Consider the following 24543-nt stretch of genomic DNA (forward strand, 5'->3'; position numbering starts at 1 on the left):
GCGCCCCACAAGTTGCTGTGTCGATCCGGGAGTGAGGTCCCCGGGGAGCCTCCACTATCCCATGACCCGGTGTCCACGCCATGTCACCACCCGGAGGGTCGCAGGTTCCTGCCACCGGCCGCGATCAGCCGGTCACCAATCCGGCTTCATAGGCAACGATCGCGGCCTGGACCCGGTTCTTCACGGCCAGCCGGACGAGGATCGCGCTCACGTACGCCTTCACCGTCCCCTCGACCAGGAACAGCCGCTGCGCGATCTCGGCGTTCGACAACCCCTGCCCGACCAGGCCGAGGACCTCGCGCTCACGCGGGCTCAGCGCCGTCACCTGCTCCTTGGCCGCCGCGGCCCGGGCCATCGACCCGCCGCCGGTACCGCTGCTCAGCTCGGCGATCACGCGGTGGGCGACCTTCGGCGACAGGTACGCCGCGCCTTCGGCGACCGCCTTCAGCCCGGCGATCAGCTCCCGCGGGTCACCGGATTTCAGCAGGAAGCCGCTCGCCCCGTCGCCCAGCGCCCGCGCGATGTAGGCGTCCTCGGAGAACGTCGTCAGCATCACGACGGCCGTCTCGGGCACGCTGCGGCGGATCTCGGCGCCGGCCGCCAGCCCGTCCATCCGCGGCATCCGGATGTCCAGGACGGCGACGTCCGGCCGGTGCAGCCGGGTCAGCTCGACGGCTTCCTGCCCGTCGGCGGCCTCCGCGACGACCTCGATCGCGGCGTCCGTGCCGAGGATCGCGCGCACCCCGGCCCGGACCATCATCTCATCGTCGGCCAGCAGGACCCTGATCATCGTTCTCCTTCGGGAGTGGGCGGCACCGATCCGCTCTGGACGACGGACTTCGCGATCAGCCGCCCGTCCGCGAAGCAGAGCCGGTAGACGTAGGTGATCGAGAACGGCGCGTCCGGCCGGTAGTAGCGACAGGTCCAGGTGGGCGGGACGGTCACGCCGTCGGTCGGCGGGTCGACCATCTCCATCGCCGGCAGCACCCGGCGGACGTCGCTCTCGGCCTGCCCGATCCGCAGTCCCTCGTACGCCGTGGGCCGCAGGATCGAGCTGTACCCGGCGATCAGGTAGTAGCTGAGGGCAACGATTCCGATGACCGCGCCGAGCAGGGCCGGGACGGTCACCGTCGTGATCAGCCGGCGCCGGGCGCCTCGGCGTACCGACGCTCGTTCCTCGGCCGTGCCGCTCAGCTCGGGCGGCGCCTCGGGTTCGGGCCGCCCGCCGATGCGCGGCATCTCCGCGGTGACGGCGAATCCGCCGCCGGGCCGGCGTCCGGCTGTCAGCGTCCCACCGGCAAGCCGGACGCGTTCGCGCAGCCCGTCCAGGCCGCGGCCGCTCGACGGTACCGACTCCGGGACCGCCCGGACGGCGCCGGTGTCGACGACCTGCACCCGGACGTCGGGCTCGCCCCGGACGACCGTCACGGTGATGGTTGCCCCGGGCGCGTGTTTGCTCGCGTTGGTCAGCGACTCCTGGACGACGCGGTGGACGGCCCGGTCGACCATCGGCGCCAGCTCGGCGATGCCCTTCTCGATCAGCTCGACGTCCAGCCCGGAGGCGGCCGCGCGCTCGACCAGCGAGGCGACGGTCTCGTCGCGCGGCGCGGTCGGCGCGTCACTGTCCCGCAGGACGCCGATGATCTCGCCGAGCCGTTCGGTCGCGGCCGCGGCCGCCTCCCGCAGCTCGGACGCCGCCGCGCGCTGCTGGTCGGGCAAGGCCGGGTCGAGCTCCAGGGCCGCCGCGCGCAGCGCGATCAGGCTGAGCTCGTGACCGACCGAGTCGTGCATGTCCTGAGCGATCCGAGAGCGCTCTCTGAGGCGTTCTTGGGCGATCTCCATCTGCTGTTCGCGCTCGATCCGCTCCGCGCGCTCCCAGCCGGCCGTCGCGATCAGCGCCTGCTGGGCGCGGTAGCGGCCGATCAGCCAGGGCAGGACGATGAACAGCAGGCCGAGCAGGACCACGAACAGCCAGCTCAGCACGGTCTCGGTCACCTGGACGTGGTGCCGGACCACCAGCGAGAACACCAGCAGCCCGATCTCGGTACAGCCGCACCACAGCACGAAGTGCCTCAGCTGCGTCTCACGGCGTCCGGCCAGGTAGCTGAGCACGGTGATCGCCGGGATCAGAGCGATCGGGACGCCGTTCGTCGTACCGAGCGAGAACGCCAAGATCGCGCTCTCTGCCCAGGTCACCAGGCCGAGCCCGACCAGCGGCCGGCGGCGCCGGAGCAGGACTGCCGCGACTACGAGCCCGACGCAGGTCGCCCGGAACCACCACGGATCCTGCCGGGCGCCGCTCTCCGCGAGCACGGGCACACTCAGCACGGCGCACAGGCCGGCATCGCCCCAACGCTGCCAGTTCACCGCGCCGACGTTACCGATCGACCGGGCCGCGCAGTACTGCCGAAAGTCAGGTCCTGACTCACTCGTTGCCCTCGGCATCGACGAGCTCGAACGGCACGTAGGACAGGTTCGGCACGGTCCGGCCGCTCAGCCGGGCGATCAGCAGGTCGACCGCCGTCCGGCCCATCTCGCGCTGGTTCTGCCGGACGTGCAGGTACGGCGGGCCGCCGATCGAGTCGCCCGGGGAGTCGAAACAGACGATCACCTGGTCGCCGCCGAGCGCGCGATCCGCCATCCGGGCCAGGTTGTACTCACAGGCGAAGTACGCCGAGATCTGCGGGAAGCGCTCTCTGAACGCGCGGATCACAGCGACGTCGGCCCGGATCGCCGCCGGCGTCGTCGAGCCGGGCATGGTGCTGCGCAGGTCAGTCAGCTCGTACGGCCGGCCGCGCCCCGCGAACGCGGACCGGAATCCTTCCAGCCGGTCCTCGATCGAGGATGTGTTCACCGGCGGCGGCGACAGGAAGGCGATGTGCTCGTGGCCCTGCTCGAGCAACCGCTCGGTGAGCGCGCGGGCGGCCGCGACATTGTCGGTGTGGACGGCGGCCACCGGAATCCCGGCCAGATGGCGGTCGACGAGCACCACCGGGTAGCCGTCCAGGACCTGACGCAGCAGGCTCGCGTTGTAGAAGTCGCCGTGCACCGGGAACACGATCAGCCCGTCGACCTCACCGGTCGCGACCAGCGAGTCGACGGCCTTCTCCTCGTCGGCCTGCCGGCCGTGCGTCCGCCGTACGATCAGGTGCGTCTCGTGGTCGGCGCAGCGTTCCTCGATCGCGTTCATCAGGTCGAGGCCGTAGGAGTCGGAGACGTCCGGGACGACGAGCGCGATCGTGCGAGCCGCGCGGCGGGGCGCCGCGACCCGGCCCCGCAGCGGCATCGTCACCTCGGTCAGATCCGGCAGCTGCTGGACGACGAACGTCCCCTTACCGCGGACGCGCTCGACCAGACCGGCCTCCCGCAGTACTTCGAGGGCGCGTTTGGAGGTGATCCGGCTGACGTTGAACTCGCCCGCGAGCTCCATCTCCGACGGCACCCGGTCCCCCGGGCCCAGCGTGCCGCGCCGGATCTGCTCCAGGACCCGTGCGCAGATCTCCTCGTAGAGCAGCACGCCATGTCCTCTCCCGTGCTCCTGCTGGTTGGCATATCAAATCATCCCGGTAGTGCTGTCCGCGCGCTGTCGTGACATACCAACAGGTCTTTTCTTGGACCCCTGCGGCTGTCACCATGCGCGCATGGTCGCCACGCGCTCGGTTCCAGCCTTCGCCGCCCGTCCAGTCCTCGCGATCGCCGGAGCGGTGGCCGTCGTCCTGACCGCGCTGTCCGGGCGCTACGGGTATCACCGCGACGAGCTGTACTTCCTCGTCGCCGGTCAGAAGCTGGCCTGGGGCTACATCGACCAGCCGCCGCTGACGCCGTTGCTGGCGCGGGTGTCGACCGAGGTCTTCGGCAACACCCCGATGGGACTGCGGGTGGTCGCTACGGTCGCCAGCGCGATCACAGTGGTCGTGGTCGCGTTGCTGGCGCGTGAATTCGGTAGCGAGCGGCGCGGGCAGCTGGTGGCAGCCGGGTGCGCAGCCATCTCCGGCTTCCTGCTCGGAGTCGGCCACATGGTGTCGACCGCGACGTTCGACCTTCTGGCCTGGATGCTGATCGCACTGTTCGCGGTGAAGCTGTTGCGGACAGGCGACGGGCGGTGGTGGCTCGCACTGGGCCTCACCGCCGGGGTAGCGCTGGAAAACAAGTACCTGGTCGTCCTGCCGGTCGCCGCACTGCTACTGGCATTGCTGATCGTCGGACCCCGCCACGTACTGCGCTCCTGGTGGCTACTCGCCGGCGTCGTCCTGGCCGGCCTCATCGCATTGCCGAACATCATCTGGCAGTTCCAGCACGACTGGCCGCAGCTGACCGTTGCGAGCGGTATCAGCGAGGACGACGGCACCGAGAACCGCATCATGTTCGTCCCACTCCAGATCATGCAGCTAGGCCCACTCCTGGTGCCCGTCTGGGTCGCCGGCTTCCGACGGCTGTGGCGCCTCACCTGGCCCCGCTCCGTAGCACTGGCCTACCCACTGCTGTGCATCGGCGTCGTAGCAGTCGGCGGCAAGTCGTACTACGCCCTGCCACTGCTCTACGTCCTGATGGCAGCCGGCGCCGAACCCACCCTCGCCTGGCTCACCCGCCACCGCCCCCTGGCCACCACCGCCGCAGTCTTCACCGCCGCGACCTCAGCCCTCTTCACCCTCCCCGTCCTCCCCACCTCAGCCGTCAACTTCGTCCTCCCGGTCAACAAAGAACAAGGCGAACAAATCGGCTGGCCCGAACTCACCGCCACCGTCGCCGCCGCCATCCCACCCGGCCAACCCATCACCATCCTGGCCGGCAACTACGGCCAAGCCGGCGCCCTCCGCCGCTACGGCCCCGCCCACAACCTCCCCCTCGCCTACTCCCCCCACATGTCCTTCGCCGACTGGGAACACCCACCCGACTCCCCCACCACCCCAGTCCTCCTAATCCAGCTCGAACGCTCCCCCGCCCTCGAATCCAACTTCCCCAACTGCCGCCTCCTCACCACCTTCACCAGCCCCGTCAACAACACCGAAAACGCCACCACCCTCCACCACTGCGACGCCCCCACCACCCCCTGGCCCCACCTATGGCCCACCCTCCGCCGCCACTACTAACCCACAACCGAACAACCGTCGCCACAAACGCCTCCCAGGCCGTATGGAGCCTGAGAACCCACCACACGAACAGATAACCGCCCGCCTACCCAGCCATCGAGCGAATGCTGCTGCGACGCGGAGGTGCGTAGCCAGCGGCGAGGTCTGCGATCGGAGACACGGCGGTCGCCCCCGCCTATTCCCCTGGGTACCGTCACCACCGCGACAGGCGCCAGGCATGCGGTTGCCGTGAAGGATGCAGACTCCTGGCACTGCGATGCCATCCGCGACGCACCAGTTCCGCGCGGCGGCGAAATCCTCCACTTGAGCGAGAGCGCCTTCGTCGTTGTCAGCCACCCCCGACAAACGCGAGCCAGCTATCGGCGTCCACCAACCCAACCACCACCGACGAGCGCTAGCGAGTTATCACCACCGCCCAGCCCGCCCCCACCGACGAGCGAAGCGAGTTGCGGCGTCCGCTCAACCCGACACCCACCGACGAGCGAAGCGAGTTGTCGGCGACTGCTCAACCCAGCCCAACCGACGAGCGGAGCGAGTTGTCAGCGACTGCCGGACCTGACCACCGCCGACGAGCGAAGCGAAGTCGCAGGGGGTGCGGGTGGCGAAGCCCCCGCAACGCGGCAAGCGAAGCGCAGCCGCACAAATGACGAAGGCGACCCGGTCCCCGCTTTCCGGGGACACGAGTCGCCTATCGACTTCGTGGACGATACTGGGATCGAACCAGTGACCTCTTCCGTGTCAGGGAAGCGCGCTACCGCTGCGCCAATCGTCCGAGATTGTTCTCGAGGTGGAGACGGGATTCGAACCCGTGTACACGGCTTTGCAGGCCGTTGCCTCGCCTCTCGGCCACTCCACCAAGCACAAAGCCTGATCTGTCAAAACCATCTCCGAGCGGACGACCGGGCTCGAACCGGCGACCTTAACCTTGGCAAGGTTACGCTCTACCAACTGAGCTACGTCCGCACTCGCGACCGGTTTGGTGTTCCCCGGCGCGAGAAGAACAGTAACCCATTCCGCCCGCAGTTCAAAAATCGGGGTCCGCCCACCGGTCGACACACCGTCACCGGCCGGTCACCTGAGGGACGTCCGCCGGCCCCGATTCGCTGACCACTAAGGTGTTCTGCGGAAGGAGCGGCACATGCGGATCTGGGTGAACGGCGAGCTCGGCGACGACCAGGCGACGGTCTCGGCCCTCGACCACGGAGTGACCACGGGCGACGGGGTCTTCGAGACGATCAAGATCGTCGACGGCCGGGCGTTCGCCGTCCGGCGGCATCTGGAGCGGCTGGTCCGGTCCGCGACCGGCCTCGGTCTGCCCACGCCGGACGTCGCCGCGATCGGGCAGGGCATCGACGAGGTGGTCGCGGCCGATCCCGGCATCGCGTTCGGCCGGCTGCGGCTGACCTACACCGGCGGCATCTCGCCGCTCTCGTCCGACCGCGGCACGACCGGTCCGACGATCGTGATCGCCAGCCAGGCGATCGATCCCCCGGCGCCGACGTCCGCGATCGTCACCGTCCCCTGGACGCGTAACGAGCGCAGCGCGGTGGCCGGCCTGAAGACGACGTCGTACGCCGAGAACGTGCGCGCCCTGGCCTACGCCAAGGAGCGCGGCGGCAGCGAGGCCATCTTCGCCAACACCACCGGCGCGCTCTGCGAGGGCACCGGCTCGAACATCTTCTGCGTGTACGACGGCGAGCTCGTCACCCCGACCCTGGAGTCGGGCGCGCTGGCCGGCGTGACCCGCGCGCTGGTCATCGAGTGGTTCGGTGCGACCGAGCGCGACGTCCCGCTCGAGCAGTTGGCCACCGCCGAGGAGATCTTCCTCACATCGACGACCCGCGACGTCCAGGCGATCCATCGCGTCGACGCGCGCGACCTACTCGCGCCGGGCCCGATCACCGCCCAGGCGATGAAGGTCTTCGCCGAGCGCTCCCTCGACGACCTCAACCCCTAGCCACCAGGCCGCGGCGTCTACTCCCCCGACGCCTTGCGGCGTTCGCGGTAGGCGGCCACGTGCAGACGGTTGCCGCAGGTGCGGGCGTCGCAGTAGCGCTTGGACCGGTTGCGGGACAGGTCGATCAGGGCGTCGTCGCAGTCCGGCGCCTCGCAGCGGCGCAACCGCTCACGCTCACCGGCCGAGATGACCTGAGCCAGCGCGATCCCGCACTCGACGGTGATCCGGCACGCCAGCGACGACCCGTCTCGCGAGTAGTGGATGTGCCACGGGTGGCCGTCGTGGTTGGTCAGCCGGGGCGTCGTCGTACCGCGCGCGATGATCGCGTTGATCATCGCCGCCGCCGTCGCATCCGAATCCGTCGTGAAGACCGGCGCGAACAGCGGCCGCAGCTCCCGCACCTCGGCCAGGTCAACACCAGTCAGCGTGCCGACCGCACTGAACTCCCGCTCCTGGACGAACTTCTCCAGATCCTCGATCTCCCCCATCGTGTCGACCTGGCTGTTCGGCCCGGGCAGCGTGTTCACCAGCCGGACCAGCGTGCCGAGCGCCTGCTCGGTGTCGTGCGAGAAAGTCACAATCACGTCTCCAACGCGACGGGGTCTCCGTCCTGCCCCAAGACTAGCCCGCCCCGATTAGAACGTCGCCGCATCATGCGCTATGGTTTCACCCGCAACACCCCACCAGGCAACACCAGTAACACCCAGCCTGGGCGATTGGCGCAGTGGTAGCGCGCTTCGTTCACACCGAAGAGGTCACTGGTTCGAACCCAGTATCGCCCACCCGAAGAACACGCAGGTCAGAGCGGGAACCCAGCACTAGCCGGGTCCCGCTCTTCCCGTTTAAGTCCTCATCAGGCAGCGAAACGTGCGTGCAGATCATCAACGTCGTCGTCGGCCGCTCGTGCCTCATCACCCGCCGCACGTCGGGAACCGACACACCCGAGGTGATCAGCCACGACGCGTACAGGTGCCGAAGGTCATCGAAACGGAACCCGCCATCGGCGCAGCGAGAGACCGCCTTCACAGCCCGTGCGTACATCGCGAACAGTTCACTCTCATCCCCGGCCGGCGATGCCATGGCGGAAGCTACTGGTGGACCGCCTTCGGACCCACCAACATCCGATCCACCGCGCCTCGGTCGCCTCCGAGTTCGGCGACCCGTACGACGTACTCCGAGCCGCAACCGAGATCGACACCGGCGTTCTACCGGCGGGACTCCAGGGCCGTCGCTCCCGCCTGCACATCGACCTCGCACGGGCACAAACCCAGGCAAAGAACGACATGGAGGCGATCCTCCACTCCAACAGCCTGAGCGCGTCGCCCCCGAGGCGATCCGATACCACACCATCGCCCGCGAGATCGTCCGCGAACTCCTCCGCCGCTCCCGCAAACCCACCCCAGCCCTAACCGCGATCGCGACCCGTGTACGAGTCCTAGATTGACCAGCAAGACCCTCTACATCGTCGTCTGCGGCGCCCCCTAGCCTCCCGCGCCGGTGACGGCGTCCGAGCCGCCCGCGCAGCAGGCTGGGCTCCCTACCTCATCCCCACCGACGCCGCACTCCCCTGGCTAGCCGACCAGGACCTAGGAGATGCCCCCGTCATCACCGACATCCGCCCTCCAGACCAGCCACGCCGCACCCCACCAGCCGACGCCGTCGCTCTCGTTCCAACGACCTTCAACACCCTGAACGCCTGGGCGAACGGGAACGCGGAAACCTATGCGTTGACGACCCTGTGCGCTGCCCTCGGCTCCCACACCAGATCGATTGCTGTGCCTTTTGCCAAGCAGGACTTGGCTGGCCACCCGGCTTGGCTCGCATCCTTGGCGGTACTGCGCTATGCAGGAGTAACGATCCTTGATCCACAGAGCGGCTCGTGCACATCCCTCAGCCCAGTGCCTTCGGGGGGGGAAGCAGCCGCGAAAGCCTTCGACTGGAGTTGGGTATTCGGCCAACTCCAGTAGAGGCGCGTTTGCCTCACGACTCCTGAACTCAGGATCAGTCAGACTCAGGTCTTGGCAACAGAGCGTGATCGGTGCATAGTCGACTACCGGGGTGGAATCGGACGTGTTTTAGTGCGTCCGCTGGGTTGATCAAAGCATTCTGGGTAGGGGGATGACGTGGGGGCCAAAGCAGGCATCATCACGCCGATTTATAAGGTCGACGTGGATTCGGCAACGGAGCTCTTGGGCGAAGGTAGCAAGGTGCCCGATCTCCACGAGTTGATTGTTGCTGATTACAACAAGAGCAAGGGTGGCCCTGCCGCCTATAAGATTCAGGGGTCCGCCAAGATTGCTGGCGCTAAGTTCGACCTGTATCGAAATCAGATTGCCCGGCCGAACTTGAGCGCATGGGTGAAGTTCTTCAACGGGTCAGGTATCGAGCTAGACGACATTTACAACGAGATGCAGCATTTAGTCTGCTTCCTGACTATTGGTGACGATCTATATGCTTACACCTCAGGCCAGGCCTTCGTTGTCTTTGAGCGGTTCATCGATATTTCGTTTCCGATCGACGTCGGACGGCGCATCGCTAAACCAGAAGTAAAAGGCGCCCGTTCCAGTCAAATTACCGGTGACGCATTGGCGAGCAACATCCACTTTCGGGATCCTCGCCGAATTACTTACACCGAGTCACTCTTCAATGTGTGGACTGCATTAAGCGGTCAAGTTCGGGATGAAGTGTTGAGCGATAGTGAACTTGTCTCCGTGTTTGGAAAGAAGAGCAAAGTTCGACTCGACGTAAGTGCTTCAATAAAGCTCGGGCCACGAATCGAGAAGCCAGAGAAGATTCTCGAACTGATCCAATGGCTCGCGACGAAGGCGGAATCCCCGTTGCCGATCGACGATGGCTGGGGCGCTCTTGACGCTATCAAAGTGCTGAATCCGCGCAAGAAGAAGGACCTGATTTCCGATCTTCGATTGGCACTCGCCCAGAGGATATTCATCGATCACGACTACGCCAACTTGGCCGTGTCGCACATCGACGCATCTATGTACGACAACGCTACCGAGTACGTGGTGACTCAAGGCAGAAAGCCGATCTACGAAGACAACAGCCCCCCTGGCCTGAAAGCCATCGTTGACGGCATGGAGATCGACGAGTCTGACCTGGGCAAGAACTTTAGCTCGGTTTCGATTCGTACTGAAAATTCTGATTACGGCCTGCTGTTCAATACGAGCGGCCCGTTATTGAGTCACCTTCACGGCGAGTTGCGCCATGAGAACAAGACCTACTTCCTCCTATCTGGCAAATGGTATGAGGTTGATGGCGCTTATATCGAACAGGTGACGAAAGACTTCTTGGCTATCATGAAGGACCGCGACGTGGAATCTGCCGACTTGGGTCTGCGGGAATGGAATGCAGCTGTCGACGAAGGTGAGTACAATAAGTCAGCCGTAGCGGATCGTTTCTTCATCAACGGCGACAAGATACTAACCGACAACGTCGAGCTATTCGACGGCCTTGCATCAGATGGCCAGAATACTTACATTATCCATGTCAAACGCGGCTTTGACGTGAAGGTTAGGGATGTTCGTTCGCAAGTTATCAATTCAGCGCAAATGATTGAGAATGACTTGCGCGTCGGAACCCGCGCCAAGTTACGCGAGCATCATAAGCGTCTTGTCGCAAAAGGGCGAACAAGCGTTCCGGAAGATGAGTTCTTGTCCCTGTTCGAGCAGCCTCGGACATACGTGGTGGCTTATGGGACCAAAGTCAAGGTTAGCGATTCGGCCCTGAGTAGTTTCAAATCTAGCGTAGCTCGGATGGAGATCGTCTCGCTAGATAAGCAATTTCGCCAAATTGGTAGCGCAGAGGCGCAGGCGAAGCTGCAAATCACATGGGTGGAGGTTGTCGAAGCAACGTAGGACTGGCCCGCCAGCGCGCGTGAGGATCTAGATTCGCCCGTCGCACTCAAGATGTCCCTGAGCACGCGCGAGCGGCGCGACTGTCTAGCCGAGTGACAACCGTTCTTTACCGGCTCGGATGCGCGTCGACCAAAGCGCACTGCCACTCGCGGGCCCAGACCGCGCACTAGGGACGCAGGCTTGATAGGCAGCGAAGAAGCAGCGAGCGGGGTGGTTATCGGGGTTCCATTGCGAGTGCATGCGGAGCTGGCGCAGGCGTCAGTGGACGGTTTCGCATCCACTGGTACGGAAGATCCGCCTTCACACCGAAGAGGTCACTGGTTCGATCCCAGTATCGTCCACGAAGTCGATAGGCGACTCGTGTCCCCGGAAAGCGGGGACCGGGTCGCCTTCGTCATTTGTGCGGCTGCGCTTCGCTTGCCGCGTTGCGGGGGCTTCGCCACCCGCACCCCCTGCGACTTCGCTTCGCTTGTCGGCGGTGGCTGGGTTGGGCGGTTGCCGATGGCTCGCTTCGCTGCCGGGGGTTACCGGGGTGGGTGGTTTGGGGACGACTCGCTTTGCTCGTTGGGTGTGGCTGGGGTGGGTGGCGGGTTGAGTTTGGGTTTGGGGTGGGTTAGGGGAGCCAGAGGGTGTTTTGCATTAGGAGGCGGTTTTTTAGTTCGTTGGATTCTCGCCAGGCTTGGATTTTGGTGGGGGTGGCGCGGATGAAGGGGTAGTTGGGGAGGGGGCGGGGGTCGAAGCCGGCTTTGGTGGCGAAGGCGGCGGCTTGGGTGGGGGTGGGTTGGATGGGGTCGGCGGTGGCGGTGAGGTGGACTACGTCGCGGAGGGTGCCGAGGGTTAGGTGGAGGTGGGGGTTGTGGCGGAGGTTCTGGGCGGTGGGGTTGGTTTCGGCGGTGGCGAGGAAGAGGTGGTCGCCGGTCCAGAGGAAGGACAGGGGCATCAGGTACGGCGTTCCTTCGGGAGAGGCGGTGGCTACCCAGGCGTCGACGTCGTGGGTGAGGCGGTGCAGGGTGTCGCGTTTGCGGACGGCGCGGGAGCGTGGGGGCGCGGGCGTGGTCATGGGGACACGGTTTCACAGGCAGGCGTGACGGTGCGGTGGGGAGATTGCGCCGAGTGAGTGGCGGTTGACCTCAAGTTTTGTTGAGGTTTGAGGATGCCGGGTATGGGTTCTTCGGAGGCTGGACGGCGGGAGTGGGTCGGGCTCGCGGTGTTGGTGTTGCCGGCGGTGCTGGCGTCGCTGGAGTTGACGATCACGCATCTGGCGTTGCCGGCGATCGGGCGGGAGTTCGGGGCGACGTCGGCCGAGTTGCTGTGGGTCGTCGACGGGTATGCGTTTTTGCTGGCCGGGACGCTGGTGTTGATGGGTGCGCTCGGTGATCGGATCGGACGGCGGCGCCTGTTGCTCGGTGGGGCGTTCGCGTTCAGTGGGCTGTCGGTCGTGGCGGCGTACGCGCCGAGTGTGGAGGTGCTGATCGTCGTACGGGCGCTGCTCGGGGTGGCCGGGGCGACGTTGATGCCGTCGGTGCTGGCGCTGGCGGTGGCGTTGTTCACCGAGGCGCGGCAGCGGACGCAGGCGGTCGGGATCGTGGTTGCCGCGGTCTCGGCGGGGACGGCGATCGGTCCGTTGATCGGTGGGTGGCTGCTGGATCGGTTCTGGTGGGGTTCGGCCTTCTTGCTGCCGATTCCGTTGATGCTGGTGCTACTGGTGGTCGGTCCGCTGACCTTGCCTGAGCACAAGGCGCCGGGTGGACGGCGTCTGGATGTCGCCAGTGCCGCGTGGTCGGTCGTGGCGGTGCTCGGGCTCGTCTACGGGCTCAAGCAGTTCGCGACCGCGGGTCCGTCGCTGTCGTCGTTCGCCGGGGTCGCGGGTGGGCTGACCGCGGGGGTGCTGTTCGTACGCCGTCAGCGGCGGCTCGCGGATCCGATGCTCGATCTGCGGCTGTTCGCCAACGCGGCGTTCAGTACGGCGGCCGTCACGCTGATGTTCGGCATCTTCGTCCTCTGGGGCACGAACTACGCCATCGCGCAGTACCTCCAACTCGTGGCCGGCCTCGACCCGCTGACCGCCGGACTGTGGACGGCGCCGCCCGCGATCGGAGTCATCGTCGGCTCGCTCGGTGCGACCAGGCTGGCGCGGCGGGTCGCGCCCGGCCGGGTCATCGGCGCCGGGATGCTGCTGGCGACGGTTGGCTTCGCGCTGCTCACACAGGTCGGCCCCGGCACCCCGCTGCCCTTCCTGGTCGGCGCGATGACGATCATCTCGGCCGGCCTGGGCCCGATGATGGCGCTGGCCACGTCGGTCATGATCGGCAACGCTCCCCCGGATCGCGCCGGCGCGGCCTCGGCGATCGCCTCCACCGCACCGCAGCTCGGCGGCGGGTTAGGGATCGCGATCCTCGGCAGCATCATCGCGGCCACTTATCGAGCCGAGCTGGACGGCGCACCGGGCGACACGCTGAGCGGCGCCGTCGAGGCGGCAGCGCACCTGCCAGCAACCGAAGCGGCCCCACTGCTCGCAGCGGCCCGCGCGGCGTTCGCCACCGGATTCGGCATCAGCGCCTCGGTCGCGGCCGCGCTGACCCTACTGGTGGCCGTCGCGGTGTTCAGCCGCATCCGCAGTTCTTGAGACCGGGCAACCCCCGGTGGACAGGGTCCGAATCTCCAAGTTAGGTTAGGCTAACTTAACCTGGAGGTGGGGACTGAGTACCACGTTGACGCATGCGTTGCGGGCGCAGGCGGTGCGGACGCCGGAGGCGGTCGCGGTCAGTTTCGAGGGTGTGGGGCTGAGTTATCGGGAGCTGGAGGCGCGAGCGGACGGCGTCGCGCGGGAGCTGATCGCGCGCGGGGTGCGGCCCGGTGAGCTGGTCGGGTTGTGCCTGCCGCGCGGGCTCGACCTGGTGGTGGCGCTGGTCGGCGTCCTGAAGGCCGGGGCTGCTTACCTGCCGATGGATCCGGCGTATCCGGCCGAACGGATCGCGTTCATGGTCGAGGACGCCGGACCCCGCGTCGTCCTCGATCAGGTGCCGGCCGCGCCGGGTGAGCCGATCGACCTGAGCCGCGCCGACGGCGTCGCGTACGTGATCTACACCTCGGGCTCGACCGGCAAACCCAAGGGCGTCCCGGTCACCCACGCGAACGTGATCGCGCTGCTCGACGCCGCGCTCCCCCGGTTCGGCTTCACCCCCGACGACGTGTGGACCCTGTTCCACTCGACCGCCTTCGACTTCTCGGTATGGGAGATCTGGGGCGCGTTCTTAACTGGCGGCCGGGTGGTGGTCGTACCCAAGGAGGTCGCCTGGGCGCCGGAGTCGTTCGCCGAGCTCCTGCGCGCCGAGACCGTGACCGTCCTGTCCCAGACCCCGACCGCCTTCTACCAGGTGATGCAGGCCGACCGCGGCGACCTCCAGGTCCGGACGGTCGTCTTCGGCGGCGAGGCGCTGGACGTCGCCCGGCTCGGCCCGTGGCGCAAGCGCTACCCGGCCTGCGAGCTGGTCAACATGTACGGCATCACCGAGACCACGGTCCACGTCACCTTCCTGCGCCTGGGCGCCGAGAACGAGGGCAGCCCGATCGGCGACGCCCTGCCCAGCCTCGAGCTCGACCTGCTCGACGAGCGCCTGGAGCCGGTCGCGGACGGCGTCACCGGTGAGCTCTACGTCCGCGGCAGCCAGCTCGCGCTCGGCTATCTCGGCCGGCCCGGGCTCACCGCCACCCGCTTCGTCGCGGGCGCCGACGGCGTCCGCCGCTATCGCACCGGCGACCTCGCCGTCCGTGCCGGGGGCGAGCTGCGGTTCGCCGGCCGCTCCGACGACCAGGTGAAGATCCGCGGCTTCCGCATCGAGCTCGGCGAGGTGATCGCCGCCCTGCTCGACTCCCCCGGCGTCGCCGACGCGACCGTCATCGTGCGCGACGGGCAGCTGATCGCGTACGTCGTCGGCGCGGCGCGGGCCGTGCGCGAAGAGCTCGCCAAGGTGCTCCCGGCGCACATGGTGCCGGCCCGGGTGATCGAACTCGAACGACTTCCGTTGACGGCCAACGGCAAACTCGACCGCGCCGCGCTGCCCGCGCCGACCCAGGGCAGCGTCGATCGGCGTGGGGAACTGCTCCGCCGCAAGCTGGCAGAAGCGAGAGGTTGATGGACACGGTGGACCTTCGGCAGACGATCGCGGATCTGGTCGAGGAGGAACCCGCGGCGATCGCGCCCGACACGAACCTGTTCGAGTTGGGCCTGGAATCGATCGCGTTGATGAAGCTGGTGAACGACTGGCGGCGGGCGGGTCTGGAGGTCAACTTCGCCGCCCTCGCCGCGGAACCGACACTGCGGGCCTGGGAGCAGCTCCTGCCCGGCAGCGCGGCCGCGGCCCAGGCACCCCAGGAGCAGGACGTCGACGCGGACGCCGAGTTCCCGCTCGGCACCATGCAGTACGCGTACTGGGTCGGCCGCGAGGACGGCCAGCACCTCGGCGGCGTCGCGGCGCACCTCTACACCGAGTTCGACGGCACGGACGTCGACCCGGCGCGACTGCAGGCCGCCTTCGCCAAGCTCGTCCGGCGGCACGACATGCTGCGCGCGCGGCTGACCGACAACGGCGCGCAGGTCGTCCTGCCGGAGTCGCCGTGGCCGGGCCTGCAGCTCCACGAAACGCCCGACCTCGACGCCATCCGCGAGCGCCTGTCCCACCAACGACTCGACATCGAGGCCGGCCAGGTCTTCTCGGCCGAGCTCAGCCTGCTCGGCGCCGGCCGCACCCGGCTGCACCTCGACATCGACATGGTCGTCGCGGACGCCGTCAGCTACCGCATCCTGCTCGCCGAGCTCGCCCAGTTCTACCTGGACCCGGCCGCCGACCCGGCGCCCGTTGCCTACAGCTACCACCAGTACCGGCTGGCCAAGTCGCCCGCTCGGCCCGAGTCCGTGCGCTACTGGCACGACCGCCTCGACACGCTCCCCGGCGCGCCGACCTTCGCCCCGGGCACCGGCGGCGCACCACGCGTCGCCCGCCGGCACTTCACGATCAACGCCGCCGAGCGCGGCCAACTCGTCGACGCCGCGAAACGCCGCGGTCTCACCCCGGCGATGGTGGTCGCGACCGCGTTCGCCACTGTCATCGGCCGCTGGAGTACGACGCCGCACTTCCTACTCAACGTCCCGCTGTTCGACCGCGAGCCGCTGCACCCCGCCGTCGGCGACGTGGTCGGCGACTTCAGCAGCTCGGTCATGCTCGAAGTGGACCTGCGGACGCCCGCGTCGTTCACCGAGCGCGCCCGCGCACTTCAGGCGCAGATGCACACCGACGCGGCCCACGCCGACCACACCGGCGTCGCGGTCCTGCGGGACCTGACCCGGCGGACCGGCGCGCAGGTGTTCGCGCCCGTCGTCTTCACCAGCGCCCTCGGGCTCGGCGAACTCTTCGACCCCAAGGTCGAAGCAGCCTTCGGCAAGCCGGTCTGGATCGTCTCGCAGGGCCCGCAGGTCCTCCTCGACGCCCAGATCACCGAGGTGGACGGCGGCATCCTGGTCAACTGGGACACCCGCGAGGAACAGTTCCCGGACGGCGTCCTGGACGCGATGTTCCGCGCCTTCGAGGAGCAGATCCAGGCGCTCACCGGTGACGCCGCCTGGGACCAGATCTCCCAGGCCAGCGCCGAGACCGGCATCGTGACCACGCCGCGGGCCGCGCGCGAGTACGTCGAGCCGCGCACCGACCTGGAAAAGGTCATCGCGCTCGAATGGGCCAAGGTGATCGGCCTCGCGCAGGTCGGCGCGACCGACGAGTTCTTCGCGATCGGCGGCGACTCGGTGCTCGCGACCGCGCTGATCAGTTCGCTCCGCGAGAGCCTGGACACCACCGGCGTCTCGGTGCGGATGCTCTTCGCCGCGCCGACCGTCGAGGGCCTGGCCGCCAAGATGCTCGACGCCGAGGACGACGCGGGCCGGCTCGCGCAGGTCGCCGAGATCTACCTGGAGATCGAGGCGTTGTCCGACGACGACGTCGCGGCCGCGCTGGAGGACGTCGATGGAGGGCGTTGAGCGCTGGCCGGCCGAGTTCGCCGACAAGTACGCCGAAGTCTGGCGAGACGAGACCCTCGGCGAGCTGCTGCGCGACTGGGCCGCCCGCAGCGGTGATGCGACCGCGATCGTCGCCGGACCCGAACGGCTCAGCTACACCGAACTCGACCGGCGCGCCGACGAGCTGGCGACCGGTCTGCTCGCGCGCGGCCTGAAGCCGGGCGACCGCGTCGTCGTCCAGCTGCCGAACACCGCCACCTTCGCGGTCGTCCTGTTCGGGCTGCTGCGCGCGGGGATCGTCCCGGTGCTCGCGCTGCCCGCGCATCGCCGGACCGAGATCGAGCACTTCGTCACGCACTCGAACGCCGTCGCGTACTTCGTCCCCGATCACGACAGCGGCTTCGACTACCGCACCCTCGCAGCCGCGATCCCGACGCCGGAGCACGTGTTCGTCGCCGGCGACCCCGGGCCGTACACCGCGCTGGCCGACGTACCGAAACCGGCGGGCGACCTGCCCGCGATCGATCCGGGCGAGGTCGCCGTCCTGCTGATCTCCGGCGGGACGACCGGCAAACCCAAGCTCATCCCGCGCACCCATCGCGACTACGCCTTCAACGCGCGGGCCAGCGCCGAGGTCTGCGCGCTGACCGCGGACGACGTCTACCTCGCCGTCCTCCCGGCCGCGCACAACTTCCCGCTCGCGTGCCCGGGCCTGCTCGGGACGCTCGGCGTGGGCGGTCGGGTCGTGATGGCACCGGCGCCGTCGCCGGATGTGACCTTCGAGCTGATCGAACGCGAACGCGTCACGGTGACCGCGCTCGTCCCACCGCTGGTCCGGCTCTGGATCGACACCCTCGAGTGGGACCAGCGCGATCTGTCGTCGCTACGGCTCCTGCAGGTCGGCGGCGCGAAGCTGGACGTCGAGCTGGCCAAACTCGTCGCTCCGAAGCTGAACACGACGCTGCAGCAGGTCTTCGGGATGGCCGAAGGGCTGCTCAACTACACCCGGCTCGACGATGCCGACGACCTCGTCACGACGACGCAGGGCCGGCCGCTGTCGGCGTACGACGAGGTCCGGGTCGTCGATCGGGACGGGAACGACGTACCGGACGGCGAGGTCGGCGAGCTGTGGACCCGCGGTCCGTACACGCTGCGCGGCTACTACCGGGTGCCCGGTTACAACGCGACCGCGTTCACGCCGGACGGGTTCTACCGCTCGGGCGATCTGGTCCGCCGGTTGCCGAGCGGCCACCTGATCGTCGAGGGCCGGATCAAGGACGTCATCAACCGCGGCGGCGAGAACGTCTCGGCCGGTGAGCTCGAGGACCATCTGCTCACCCATCCAGCGGTCGCGCAGGCCGCGGTGATCGGCGTCCCGGACGTGACGCTCGGGGAGATCGTCTGCGCGACGATCGTGCTCGCACCGGACGCCGCCGCGCCGAAGCTCAAGGAGCTGAAGGCGTTCCTGTCCGAGCGGGGGCTGGCCCGGTTCAAGCTGCCGGACCGGCTTGCGATCCTGCCCACCTTTCCGGTGACGGCGGTGGGCAAGATCGACAAGAAGGCCGTGCTCAGCCAGCTCTGAGAATCGCCGTCAGCATCGACATGAGCTGTTCCGCCCGGGCGTGGGAGACCACGTCCGGGCGGTGTGCGATCCGGAGCCGGAGCGTCGCGCCCGGGTAGGCGAACAGGCCGACCGGATAGTGCAGGGCGTCGTCCCACTCGGCGTCGAGCAGGGCGGTGTCGGCGCCGGTGAAGTTCTCGTAGACGACCAGCGTGTCGAACAGGTCGGGCCGGCTGATCCGGCCGTGGTGGAACGCCGGCAGCACGGGCGGCTCGCCCGCCCGGGCCCGGACCGGGACGGTGTTGATCAGCAGCCCGACGATCTGCTCGACCCCGGGGACCTCCGGCGAGCGGCCGGACACGGTCGCACCGAACACGACGTCGTCCTGCCCGGTGAACATCCGCAGGACGTCGGCCCACGCGGCCTGCACCTGGGCGCTCGTCGCCATCGGCGCCTCACCCCACAGATCGACCGAACGCTCACGCGCGTCTCCCGGCGCGAGCAACGTCGGGACGGCGCCGTCCAGCAGCTCTTCCCACTCGGTCGAGTGCTGTTGCGCCAGCCAGCTCAGGTGTGCACGGAACGGGACGACGTCGCCCAGCTCGCGGCCCTCGTACAGCGCGAGCAGATCGCCGAGGACGATCGGGACCGACCAGCCGTCGAGCAGCGCCCGGTGTGATTCGATCGTCAGCCGATCGCCGTCGATCCCGAACGTGAGCAGGCTGGACTGGTCCCGGGTCACGACGGCGACGCCGTCCAGGAAGTGGGTTCGCAGCGCCGCATGCCGAGCAACCACCTGGTGGAGCGCTCTCTGCATTCTCTCGGCGTTCAGACCGGGGACGCGGAACGACGACCTGGTCGTGAACGACTCCGGATCGGACTTCGACCACTCGAGCAGGTCGGCCTGCAACGGCGTCAACGGATGGACCTCGCCCAGGGCCGTCAGCTCGTGGAGCGCTTCCCCGAACGCCGTGATCAGCTCAGCCGCATCCTCGACACACGCCCAGTAGGCGACAATCTGATTGCCCTGAGCAACGAGCGTGACCGATACGTCGTGTTTGAGCGGCGTCCGGACGTCGACCAGCGACAGGTCCGGGACCAGCTCCCAGTCGGCCCCGGTCTCGTCGAATCGGCCGAGGTAGTTGAACCCGATCTGCCCACCCGGCGACGCGACCGGCGGTAGCGGCGCGAACGCCGCGGCCAGCTCATCGGAGGCCACGACCGGTGTCAGCGAGGTGAACCAACCGACCGTCCGTGACAGGTCGAGCGCGCCTGAACGGCCGTGACCTTCGACGTCGATCACGCTCCCTGGACGCCATCGCGCGCCCGCCCACACGAGCGCCGCCTGCAGCATCTCCGCGGATGCGCGCGGATGGCGAGTCGTGGTCTGGCTCGCCTCGCCAACTGTGTACACCTTGGCGGGTGCGTGACTCGTCAGCTCGGCGAGTGGGCGTTGGGCGTGCTCGGTTGCCCAGCGCCGGAACGAGACCGGCACCGGAAGCAGATCTTCGCCGGAGAGCGCGTTCTGCAGATCACTGATGATGATCCGCCAGGAGACGCCGTCGACGACCAGATGGTGCGCGACCAACAGCAAGCGGTCGCCGGCGAGGGTCGCCGTGAGCATCACGCCATCCTCCGGGCTCAGCCGGTCGACGGCGTCGCGGACGGTCTGAGGCGTGATCTCCACGGCGGCCACAGCCTCGACCGGGCGCGCTTCGGCAGGTACGACCAGCCGGTCGCCGGCCCACCGGGCGCGAAGCATGTCGTGGCGGGCGACGACTCGATCCAGCGCCCGGGCAACCTCGGACAACTGCAGTGCCGGAACGCGGACGACGACGGCCATGGTCGAGTACCGAATGTCGCCCAGCCAGCGCATGATCGGCGTCAACGGGACGTCACCGATACCGGATTCGTGGGTGACGTCGGCAGCCGCGGTGGTCGCCAGGCGTTCCACGGTACGGCGGTCGAAAACATCCTTGGGCGTGAACGTGAAGCCGGCCTTACGAGCCCGGCTGACCAGCTGGATGGCGAGAATGCTGTCGCCACCGAGGTCGAAGAAGCTGTCATCGACGCCGACCGCAGGCAGACCCAGAACCTCGGCCATCACCTCGGCCAGCGCTTGCTCCGCAGGGGTGCTCGCACCCCGGGAGGAGGTCTGGACGACGGGGGCCGGGAGGGCCTTCGCGTTCAGTTTGCCGTTCGGCATCAGCGGCAGTTCGTCGAGCGACACGACCGCGCTCGGCACCAGGTGATCCGGGAGCTCGGCGGCGAGCCGGTCCCGGATCGGACCGTTGTCGACCGTGCCGACGACATAGCCGACCAACTGCTTCACACCCGGCCGGTCCTCGCGAACGATGACCACGGACCGCAGTCCGGTGACGCGAGCCAGCGCGGCCTCGACCTCACCAGGCTCAACCCGGAAACCACGGATCTTGACCTGGTCATCGGCACGGCCGAGGAACTCCAGCTCGCCGTCGACCCGCCAGCGCACCAGGTCACCGGTCCGATACGACCGAGAACCCGGCGGCCCAAAGGGATCCGCGACGAACCGCGAAGCCGTCAGACCGGGCCGGTTCAGGTAGCCGCGCGCCAGACCGGCGCCGGAGATGTACAGCTCCCCCGGCACACCAGGCGGCACCGGCTGCAACGCGGTGTCCAGGACGGCGATGCGCGAACCGGCGACCGGGTGACCGACAGCCGGGCCGTTGTCGTCGACCCGGGCCACGAGGGCATCGACCGTACATTCGGTCGGTCCGTAGAGATTGAAGGCAGCGCTCCCCCGCAACCGCTGCCACAGCGCGGGCGTGACAGCCTCACCGCCGAAGCCGAGGACGGCGGGCTGCTCGGGCAACCAGCGCAGCGTCTCGGCCAGCAGGCTCGGGGTGAGCTCGATGAAGTCGATGCGTTCGGCGGTGATCCGCTCAGCGAGCCGCTGCGGGTCGGCGTACGTGTCGTGGTCGAAGACGTGCAGGGCGTGGCCGTCGAGCAGCCACAGCTGCGGCTGCCAGGACGCGTCGAACGAGAAGGACCAGGCATGCCCGACCCGGCCGCGACCAGGCAGGTTCGAGTACAGCTCGGCGCGATGGCTGTGGAACAGGTTGACCAGACCGCCATGCAGCGCGAGGACGCCCTTGGGGCGACCGGTCGAACCCGAGGTGTAGATGACGAAGGCCGGATGCTCGGGCCGGACCGCGACGTCGAGGTTGTGCGTCGGCCCGTCCAGCTCCGGCAGCGACTCCAGCACGAGGGCCGGCGCCGCATCGGCCAGCACGTGATCGCGATGCGCCAGCGGGTAGCGCGGGTCGATCGGCAGGTAGGCGCCACCGGCTTTGAGGACGCCGAGGATCCCGATCATGAAGTCCACCGACCGCGGCAGCGACAACCCCACGATCCGCTCCGGACCGACACCGCGATCGACGAGATAGCGCGCCAACTGGTTGGCGCGGGCGTTCAGCTCGGAGAACGTCAGAGAGCGCTCTCCATCGACCACCGCCGGATGCTCCGCCGACAGCTCGGCCTGCCGCTCGAACAGCGATACCACGGTGTCGGATTCGAGCGGACGGGTCCGATCGACGTACCGGAGCTCACCTTCGAGGAGCAGATCGAACTCGTCGATCCGCCGATCGGTCTGCTCGACGGCCTGGACGAACATCAGCTCCAGCCGGGCCAGCAACCGGCGGACGGTCTCCTCGCGGAACAGCGCCGTCCGGTAGGTCGCCTGCAGGTGCAGCTGCCCGTCCTTCAGCAACGCGTCGAAGGACAGATCGGTCTGCGACGTCCCGTTGTGGAACTTCTCCCACTGGACGTCGACGCCCGGCAGCTGCGGACCGGCCATGTCCTGGGCCAGGAAGATGACCGTGACGTCGAACAGCGGCGTCCGGCCGAGCCGGCGATCGACCTTCAGCTCGTCAAGCAGCAGGTCGAAGGGGACGTCGGCGTTCGCGTAGGCCCCCGCGCAGGTCTGACGGACCCGGTCGAGCAACTCGCGAAACGTCGGCCGGCCGCTCAGGTCGACGCGCAGCGGTACCGTGTTGCCGAGGTTCCCGATCAGTGTCGACAGACCAGGCTCTTCGCGGTTCTGGGTGACGGTCCCGATGGTGATGTCGTCGGCCTGGGCGTAGCGGCCGAGCAGGACGGCGATCCCCGCGACCAGCACCATGAACGGCGTGGCCTGCTCCCCCGCGGCCAAGTCGGTCAGCCGTGCGGTCAGCGCCGGCGACAGCGACCGGACCAGCCAGCCGCCGTCCTCGGTCACCGTCGCGGTGCGCTCGAAATCGGTCGGGATCTCGACCGGCTCGGGACGCGGCGAGAGCGCTCTCCGCCAGTGCTCCAGCTGCGCCTCGTCGCGATTGGCCGTCCACCGCTCCCGATGCCAGGCCGCGAAGTCCGCGTACTGCAGCGGGAGCGCAGGGAGAGCGCTCTCTGTGACGCTCTCCGGGCTGCTCTCCGGGCTGCCGCCCACCAGACCGGCGTACAGGACACCGAGCTCGCGGGAGAAGATGCCGAACGCGGGACCGTCCCAGGTGATGTGCTGACCGACCATCACCAGCGCATGCGACTCCGGCAGCCGAACCAGCACCAGCCGCAGCGGACTGCGCGACGTCAGATCGAACGGCGCGCGCCCGGCCTCGAACGCGATCCGCTGCAACGACTCCTCGGTCCCGTCGAGCTCGATCCACTCCGGCGGCAACGAGTCCAGCACCACCTGCGTCGGCACCCCGGCGTCCGAGACCGGATACACCGTCCGCAGTACCTCGTGCCGCTCAGCCAGCAGCTCGAACGCCCGGCGCAGCGCACCGGTGTCGAGCGCGCCGGTCAACCGCCACAACACGCACACGTTGTACGCCGAAGCGGCCGGGTCGAGCTGGTGGAAGAACCACATCCGCTCCTGGGCGTGGGACAGCGGAAGCGGGCCCGCCGGCCGCGCGGGGATGACACCCCGCGCGGCCGACACACCTCGGGCGGCGAGCTTGCGCCGCATCAGCTCCTGCCGACGCGTCTCGACGCCGGCCACTCAGGAGCCGACCTTGGCCAGGGTCGGCTTCAGCTCGTCGAGCAGCCAGCCGACACCGGCGGCGTTCGGCGCCTGCAGCAGCTGCGCGGCGCTGATCTTGGTCGCCTGGTAGCGGCCTTCGGTGACCACCTTCAGCTTGCTGGTGATCGGGTTCTTCTCGAACGTCTGCTGATCGGCGGCGCCGGCGAACGTCATGAACAGCACGTCGGCGCTGTCCAGCTTGGTGGCCTGCTCGTAGCTGATCCCGATCGTCCCGGGGGCGAGCTGGTCGCTGGTCGAGGCGTTCGCGAACTCGTCCGGAACCTTCAGGCCGAGCGAGTTCATGAACTTCGTGGACAGGTTGTCCTTGCCGACCACGAGCGGCAGCACGGTCCCCCGGGCCTGACCGAACAGGTACGACTTGCCGGCCAGTCCGGGCAGTTCCTTCTTGACCGCCTCGACCTTCGCGTGCGCGTCGTCGACCAGCTTCTTGGCCTCGTCCGGCGTCCCGAGCGCCTTGCCGATCAGCTCGGTCTCCTCCTCCATCGTCGCGCCGTACAGGCCCTTGACGTAGGTGACGGTCGGGGCGATCTCGCTGAGCTTGGCGTACTTGGCCTTGTCGAGCTGGTTGCTGGTGACGGCCAGGATCAGATCTGGCCGGTACGACGCGACCTTCTCCAGGTTGAGCTCGGCGGCGTCGAGGCCGAGGACGTCGGCGCCGTACTTGGTGCTGACGTAGGGCAGGTTGGGGTCGGCCGGGTCGAAGTACTTGACCGCGCCGACGACGGGCGCGCCGAGCGCGGAGGCGACGGCCAGGTCGTTCCAGCCGAGTACGACGACGCGTTCGGGCTTCTTGCTGATCGTCGCCGTCCCGAACGCGTTGTCGAGGGTGACCGGGAAGTGCGCCGACGACGCGGCGGGCTGGTCCGGCGGCGTGGCCGCGTCGGAGGAGGAACAGGCCGGGACGAGTGCGAGCACGGCGGAGACGGCGAGTGCGGCGCGGGCAACCCGACCGTGTGACTTTGAAAGCATAGGTAAGGCTAACCTTGCTTTCCGGTCC

14 protein-coding genes, 4 tRNA genes and 2 pseudogenes are annotated in these 24543 nt (G+C 68.2%); 8 read left to right on the forward strand and 12 right to left on the reverse strand.

What is annotated here, in order from left to right:
* Positions 1-124: 124 nt before the first annotated feature.
* Genes ACZ6ZD_RS29515 through ACZ6ZD_RS29525 form a run of 3 tightly spaced genes read right to left on the reverse strand, consistent with a single transcriptional unit; the run spans position 125 to position 3517 of the window.
* Positions 125-790 (reverse strand): response regulator, encoded by a 666-nt coding sequence (locus tag ACZ6ZD_RS29515; RefSeq protein ID WP_465677187.1) that lies wholly within the window; start codon positions 788-790, stop codon positions 125-127.
* The gene (locus tag ACZ6ZD_RS29520) at positions 787-2367 is read right to left on the reverse strand and encodes a sensor histidine kinase (RefSeq protein ID WP_465677188.1); all 1581 of its coding nucleotides are present in this window, start codon (positions 2365-2367) and stop codon (positions 787-789) included. Before ACZ6ZD_RS29520 ends, ACZ6ZD_RS29515 begins: the two co-directional genes overlap by 4 nt.
* Positions 2368-2425: 58 nt before the next feature.
* On the reverse strand, positions 2426-3517 hold the full coding sequence (locus ACZ6ZD_RS29525; RefSeq protein ID WP_465677189.1) for a GntR family transcriptional regulator: 1092 nt from the start codon (positions 3515-3517) through the stop codon (positions 2426-2428).
* Positions 3518-3641: 124 nt separating this feature from the next.
* On the opposite strand from ACZ6ZD_RS29525, the gene ACZ6ZD_RS29530 reads away from it, so the two are divergent.
* Entirely contained in the window at positions 3642-5090 is a 1449-nt protein-coding gene (locus ACZ6ZD_RS29530; protein ID WP_465677190.1) for an ArnT family glycosyltransferase, read from the forward strand.
* Positions 5091-5790: 700 nt separating this feature from the next.
* Here ACZ6ZD_RS29530 and ACZ6ZD_RS29535 read toward each other — a convergent pair.
* From ACZ6ZD_RS29535 to ACZ6ZD_RS29545, 3 genes are all read right to left on the reverse strand, one after another.
* Positions 5791-5862: transfer RNA gene (locus tag ACZ6ZD_RS29535), tRNA-Val, on the reverse strand.
* Positions 5863-5875: 13 nt separating this feature from the next.
* Positions 5876-5946: transfer RNA gene (locus ACZ6ZD_RS29540), tRNA-Cys, on the reverse strand.
* Between the two features lie 34 nt (positions 5947-5980).
* Positions 5981-6053, reverse strand: a tRNA-Gly gene (locus ACZ6ZD_RS29545).
* Positions 6054-6228: 175 nt separating this feature from the next.
* On the opposite strand from ACZ6ZD_RS29545, the gene ACZ6ZD_RS29550 reads away from it, so the two are divergent.
* Complete coding sequence (locus ACZ6ZD_RS29550) at positions 6229-7047, forward strand: aminotransferase class IV (protein WP_465677191.1); 819 nt, start codon at positions 6229-6231, stop codon at positions 7045-7047.
* Between the two features lie 17 nt (positions 7048-7064).
* Here ACZ6ZD_RS29550 and ACZ6ZD_RS29555 read toward each other — a convergent pair whose 3' ends face one another.
* Positions 7065-7625: a CGNR zinc finger domain-containing protein gene (locus tag ACZ6ZD_RS29555; protein ID WP_465677192.1), complete on the reverse strand. Its 561-nt coding sequence runs from the start codon at positions 7623-7625 to the stop codon at positions 7065-7067.
* 132 nt (positions 7626-7757) lie between these two features.
* Between ACZ6ZD_RS29555 and ACZ6ZD_RS29560 the strand changes: the two genes are divergently transcribed.
* A tRNA-Val gene (locus ACZ6ZD_RS29560) sits at positions 7758-7829 on the forward strand.
* A 1341-nt stretch (positions 7830-9170) separates the two neighbouring features.
* Positions 9171-10919, forward strand: coding sequence for a DUF6119 family protein (locus tag ACZ6ZD_RS29565; protein ID WP_465677193.1), 1749 nt, complete (start codon positions 9171-9173; stop codon positions 10917-10919).
* Positions 10920-11532: 613 nt separating this feature from the next.
* Here the strand turns inward: ACZ6ZD_RS29565 and ACZ6ZD_RS29570 are convergent.
* The gene (locus ACZ6ZD_RS29570) at positions 11533-11979 is read right to left on the reverse strand and encodes a pyridoxamine 5'-phosphate oxidase family protein (RefSeq protein WP_465677194.1); all 447 of its coding nucleotides are present in this window, start codon (positions 11977-11979) and stop codon (positions 11533-11535) included.
* Positions 11980-12081: 102 nt separating this feature from the next.
* Here ACZ6ZD_RS29570 and ACZ6ZD_RS29575 point away from each other — a divergent pair, with 102 nt between their 5' ends.
* The 4 genes from ACZ6ZD_RS29575 to ACZ6ZD_RS29590 all read left to right on the forward strand — a co-directional run bounded on the left by ACZ6ZD_RS29575 (position 12082) and on the right by ACZ6ZD_RS29590 (position 18511).
* On the forward strand, positions 12082-13545 hold the full coding sequence (locus ACZ6ZD_RS29575; RefSeq protein ID WP_465677195.1) for an MFS transporter: 1464 nt from the start codon (positions 12082-12084) through the stop codon (positions 13543-13545).
* Between the two features lie 85 nt (positions 13546-13630).
* Positions 13631-15055: an AMP-binding protein gene (locus ACZ6ZD_RS29580; protein ID WP_465677196.1), complete on the forward strand. Its 1425-nt coding sequence runs from the start codon at positions 13631-13633 to the stop codon at positions 15053-15055.
* Positions 15055-16950, forward strand: a complete 1896-nt coding sequence (locus ACZ6ZD_RS29585; protein WP_465677197.1) for a condensation domain-containing protein — start codon at positions 15055-15057, stop codon at positions 16948-16950. The genes ACZ6ZD_RS29580 and ACZ6ZD_RS29585 overlap by 1 nt, the downstream gene beginning before the upstream one ends.
* Positions 16937-18511 (forward strand): (2,3-dihydroxybenzoyl)adenylate synthase, encoded by a 1575-nt coding sequence (locus ACZ6ZD_RS29590; RefSeq protein WP_465677198.1) that lies wholly within the window; start codon positions 16937-16939, stop codon positions 18509-18511. Before ACZ6ZD_RS29585 ends, ACZ6ZD_RS29590 begins: the two co-directional genes overlap by 14 nt.
* On the opposite strand, the gene ACZ6ZD_RS29595 is transcribed toward ACZ6ZD_RS29590, so the two are convergent.
* The 4 genes and pseudogenes from ACZ6ZD_RS29595 to ACZ6ZD_RS29610 all read right to left on the reverse strand — a co-directional run bounded on the left by ACZ6ZD_RS29595 (position 18498) and on the right by ACZ6ZD_RS29610 (position 24515).
* Positions 18498-19844, reverse strand: coding sequence for a condensation domain-containing protein (locus ACZ6ZD_RS29595; protein ID WP_465677484.1), 1347 nt, complete (start codon positions 19842-19844; stop codon positions 18498-18500). The genes ACZ6ZD_RS29590 and ACZ6ZD_RS29595 overlap by 14 nt on opposite strands.
* A gap of 108 nt (positions 19845-19952) precedes the next feature.
* Positions 19953-20366: pseudogene (locus ACZ6ZD_RS29600) on the reverse strand (condensation domain-containing protein); the annotation flags it as partial.
* A gap of 72 nt (positions 20367-20438) precedes the next feature.
* Positions 20439-23471 (reverse strand): annotated as a pseudogene (locus ACZ6ZD_RS29605) (non-ribosomal peptide synthetase); the annotation flags it as partial.
* A 33-nt stretch (positions 23472-23504) separates the two neighbouring features.
* Entirely contained in the window at positions 23505-24515 is a 1011-nt protein-coding gene (locus ACZ6ZD_RS29610) for an ABC transporter substrate-binding protein (RefSeq protein ID WP_465677199.1), read from the reverse strand.
* Positions 24516-24543: the final 28 nt, after the last annotated feature.

The organism is Kribbella sp. NPDC104218, from assembly GCF_055584105.1.